General features: G+C 62.0%; 6 protein-coding genes. 3 read left to right on the plus strand and 3 right to left on the minus strand.

Going from position 1 to position 3,919, the window contains the following annotated elements; all coding sequences use genetic code 11:
- Together EN914_RS27310 and EN914_RS27315 are read right to left on the minus strand one after the other, a co-directional pair.
- A partial coding sequence (locus EN914_RS27310; protein ID WP_164778948.1) for a DUF1488 family protein occupies positions 1-170 on the minus strand: 170 nt, incomplete at its 3' end.
- A complete protein-coding gene (locus EN914_RS27315) occupies positions 167-415 on the minus strand; it encodes a hypothetical protein (protein WP_013530532.1) in 249 nt (82 codons plus the stop codon). The genes EN914_RS27315 and EN914_RS27310, both read right to left, overlap by 4 nt.
- A gap of 249 nt (positions 416-664) precedes the next feature.
- On the opposite strand from EN914_RS27315, the gene groES reads away from it, so the two are divergent.
- From groES to EN914_RS27330, 3 genes are all read left to right on the plus strand, one after another.
- Positions 665-1,021 carry a co-chaperone GroES gene (groES, locus tag EN914_RS27320; RefSeq protein ID WP_127389377.1) on the plus strand — a complete coding sequence of 119 codons (357 nt, stop codon included), beginning with the start codon at positions 665-667 and terminating at the stop codon, positions 1,019-1,021.
- Positions 1,022-1,054: 33 nt separating this feature from the next.
- A complete protein-coding gene (gene groL, locus EN914_RS27325) occupies positions 1,055-2,686 on the plus strand; it encodes a chaperonin GroEL (RefSeq protein ID WP_127389378.1) in 1,632 nt (543 codons plus the stop codon).
- 249 nt (positions 2,687-2,935) lie between these two features.
- Complete coding sequence (locus tag EN914_RS27330; RefSeq protein WP_013530535.1) at positions 2,936-3,433, plus strand: GAF domain-containing protein; 498 nt, start codon at positions 2,936-2,938, stop codon at positions 3,431-3,433.
- Here EN914_RS27330 and EN914_RS27335 read toward each other — a convergent pair.
- The coding region (locus EN914_RS27335) for a YeiH family protein (protein ID WP_127389379.1) at positions 3,434-3,919 on the minus strand (486 nt) is incomplete at its 5' end.

A 3,919-nucleotide genomic window follows, 5' to 3' on the forward strand; every position in this document is an offset into this window, starting at 1 on the left:
AATGTCTGGAGATAACCGGCTTCGTCGGCAGCAGTGCCCGGCCGCATCTTGGCCATGGCGTCGGCAGCGACGGAAAATGAGATCTGGAACATGCCGTCATGGCCAACGAAACGAATGCGCTGGCCCGCTTCGTCATAGCTGCGGCTGCGGTTGGGGAAGGTGAGGCTCATGTCTTGGCCTCCGTGACTTTCTTGGTCACCCGCTTCTTCTTCGGCGTTGGATTGAGGGCCTCGGCGACACGATCGGCCTCTTCCTTGGCCAGCCGAAGCTCTCTCAGCCTTGCCGTCTTGATCTCCCTGGCTCTTGCCTCGGACATATATTCGGCGGTCGCCTTGTTTTTCTCCGCTGTCTTCTTCTGCTTGTCGACAAAGCGGGCTTCAGCTTTTTCCATGATCGTCTGATTGCCTTCGGCCATCGAAGAAATCTCCCTTGTGCCTGAAACCGTGAAAGTGAACTTGTCCGATAAATAGGCACTCGATCGGCAAAATTCAATCTTTTGAATTATTTGACATTCTACGGATATCACGAAACGGCCAGCCGAAATAATACTTTTGAATATTTAATGCGGTCCGCGAATAATTTTTGGCACTCCTATCTATCGAGTGCCAACGCGTCTATAGAGGGGGGCGTGGCCGCCTGTGCCGGCCCCAGAAAGAAAGTTCCCATGAAATTTCGGCCACTCCACGACCGCGTCGTCATTCGTCGCGCCGAAGGCGATATCAAATCCAAGGGCGGGATCATCATCCCCGACACTGCCAAGGAAAAGCCGCAGGAGGGCGAAGTCATCGCTGTCGGCCCTGGCGCACGCGACGAAAACGGCGCGCTTGTTCTGCTCGACGTCAAGGCCGGCGACTTCATCCTGTTCGGCAAATGGTCGGGCACCGAGGTCAAGATCGACGGCGAGGACCTTCTGATCATGAAGGAAGCCGACATCATGGGCGTCATCGACAAGAGCGAGACTGGCATCATCGACAAGGGCGCTGCAACCGACAAGACCGTGGCCGTCAAGAAAGCTGCCTGACCTCATTTTCTCCGAACGAACTGGATAAAAATCATGTCTGCCAAGGAAATCAAATTCTCCACCGACGCGCGCGACCGCATGCTGCGCGGCGTCGAGATCCTCACCAATGCGGTGAAGGTCACGCTCGGCCCCAAGGGCCGCAACGTCATCATCGACAAGGCCTATGGCGCGCCGCGCATCACCAAGGACGGCGTCACCGTCGCCAAGGAAATCGAGCTTGCCGACAAGTTCGAGAACATGGGCGCCCAGATGGTGCGCGAAGTGGCCTCGAAGACCAACGACCTCGCCGGTGACGGCACCACCACCGCCACGGTGCTGGCCGCCTCGATCCTGCGCGAAGGCGCCAAGCTGGTTGCCGCCGGCATGAACCCCATGGATTTGAAGCGCGGCATCGACCAGGCGGTTTCCGCCGTGGTCAAGGAAATCCAGGCGCGCGCCAAGAAGGTCAAGTCGTCGGCCGAGATCGCACAGGTCGGCACCATCGCCGCCAATGGCGATGCCAGCGTCGGCGAGATGATCGCCAAGGCGATGGACAAGGTCGGCAATGACGGGGTCATCACCGTCGAGGAAGCCAAGACCGCAGAGACCGAACTCGACGTCGTCGAAGGCATGCAGTTCGACCGCGGCTATCTCTCGCCCTATTTCGTCACTAATGCCGACAAGATGCGCGTCGAGCTGGAAGAGCCCTACATCCTCATCCACGAGAAGAAGCTCGGCAATCTGCAGGCGATGCTGCCGATCCTCGAAGCGGTGGTGCAGAGCGGCAGGCCGCTGCTGATCATCTCCGAGGACGTCGAGGGCGAGGCCTTGGCGACGCTGGTCGTCAACAAGCTGCGCGGCGGCCTCAAGGTCGCGGCCGTCAAGGCGCCGGGCTTCGGCGATCGCCGCAAGGCGATGCTGGAAGACATCGCCGTGCTCACGTCGGGCCAGATGATCTCGGAAGATCTCGGCATCAAGCTTGAAAACGTCACCATCGAGATGCTCGGCCGCGCCAAGCGCGTGCTGATCGAGAAAGACACCACCACGATCATCGACGGTGCCGGCACCAAGGCGACGATCCAGGCGCGTGTCGCCCAGATCAAGGGCCAGATCGAGGAGACGACCTCCGACTACGACAAGGAAAAGCTGCAGGAGCGGCTGGCCAAGCTCTCCGGCGGCGTTGCCGTCATCCGCGTCGGCGGCGTCACCGAGTCGGAAGTCAAGGAAAAGAAGGACCGCATCGACGATGCGCTGAACGCCACCCGCGCGGCGGTCGAAGAAGGCATCGTGCCCGGCGGCGGCGTGGCTCTGCTGCGTGCCCGCTCGGTGCTTGGCGGCCTGACCGGCGCCAATGCCGATGTCACGGCCGGCATCACGATCGTGCTGCGGGCGCTCGAAGCGCCGATCCGCCAGATCGCCGAGAATTCCGGCGTCGAAGGCTCTGTTGTCGTCGGCAAGCTCACCGACAGCAAGGATCACAATCAGGGTTTTGACGCCCAGAACGAGGTCTATGTCGACATGATCAAGGCAGGCATCGTCGATCCGGCGAAAGTGGTGCGCACCGCACTCCAGGATGCCGGTTCGATCGCAGCCCTTCTGATCACCGCCGAAGCGATGATTACCGACATTCCGGCCAAGGATGCAGCACCTGCGGGTGGCGGCGGTGGCGGCATGGGCGGCTACTAAAACCCAGGACTTGTCCGATCTGTCGGAGATGTGAATGGCGGCCCCGATCGGGGCCGCTACGATTCTCAAGATGATCATCGCAAAGTTACGCAGTCGCCCGGCTCAGTCCCGGGAGGCAATCATGATCTTGCGGCTTTCGAAGGGGACGCAATCCACGCTAGACTGTCCAGGCGGCCGTCTGGTTGCGGAGCTCGCCGGACTTTGGCAAGCGATCGGACGAACCGCCATCCCCGACACGGAGACACGTTCATGTTTGCGGCCAAGGCCATCGACACCTCAGACAAGCCCACGTTCTACCGCGACCTCGCCACCCAATTGAAGGCGCTGCTCGAGGGTGAGCGCGATTCGATCGCCAACGCCGCCAACACCGCAGCACTCATCTTCCAGATGGTGCCGGACCTCAACTGGGCCGGTTTCTATTTCCTGCAGTCGGACGAGGAAATGGTGCTCGGGCCGTTCCAGGGCAAGCCGGCCTGTGTGCGCATCGCCGTCGGCAAGGGCGTGTGCGGAACGGCGGTCGAACTCGGCACGTCGATGCTGATCAAGGACGTGCATGATTTTCCCGGCCACATCGCCTGCGATGCCGATTCGCGCTCGGAACTGGTGGTGCTGCTCGAGGACGATGAAGGCGTCTTCGGCGTGCTCGATCTCGACAGCCCGCTGCCCGGCCGCTTCGACAAGGCAGACCAGGCCGGCATCGAGACGCTGGCGGCGATCTATGCCGCGGCGAGTTCGTTCGAGGACTGATCAGCCTACGAACTTCACCAGCATCAGGCTGAAGCAGCCGATGAACAGGAAGGCCGAGAAGGCGAGCGCCAGCGGGCGCAGGCCGCGCGAGCGCAGCTGAGAGATGTCGGCTTGCAGGCCCATGGCGGCCAGGCCCATGGTCAGCATGATGGTGGTGGCGAGCGCCATTGCCGATTTCACCTCGGTGGGCACCGTGACCAAGCTGTTCAACGCCACGACAGCGACGAAGGCGGCGACGAACCACGGCATGGGCGGCCGCGCCGCCACCTCACTGCTGCTCCTGCCGCGCGCCATCAGGCCGAGCGCGACGACCATCGGCGCCAGCATGGCAACGCGGGTCAGCTTGGCGACGGTGGCGATCTCGCCGGACTGGGTGCCGTTCTGAAAGCCGGCGCCGATGACTTGCGCCACCTCGTGGATCGAGGCGCCGGCCCACAGGCCGAAAGCGTGCTGGTCGAGGCCGAGCATGGGCGCCATGAGCGGGAA

This window comes from Mesorhizobium sp. M7A.F.Ca.CA.001.08.2.1 (genome assembly GCF_003998455.1).
Classification (GTDB): Bacteria; Pseudomonadota; Alphaproteobacteria; order Rhizobiales; family Rhizobiaceae; genus Mesorhizobium; species Mesorhizobium ciceri.

What these genes read in the sequence shown, in the direction of transcription:
- groES (WP_127389377.1), top strand. Translation starts at nt 665, where the DNA reads ATGAAATTTCGGCCACTCCACGACCGCGTCGTCATTCGTCGCGCCGAA.
- EN914_RS27315 (WP_013530532.1), bottom strand. Translation starts at nt 415, where the DNA reads ATGGCCGAAGGCAATCAGACGATCATGGAAAAAGCTGAAGCCCGCTTT.
- EN914_RS27330 (WP_013530535.1), top strand. Translation starts at nt 2,936, where the DNA reads ATGTTTGCGGCCAAGGCCATCGACACCTCAGACAAGCCCACGTTCTAC.
- groL (WP_127389378.1), top strand. Translation starts at nt 1,055, where the DNA reads ATGTCTGCCAAGGAAATCAAATTCTCCACCGACGCGCGCGACCGCATG.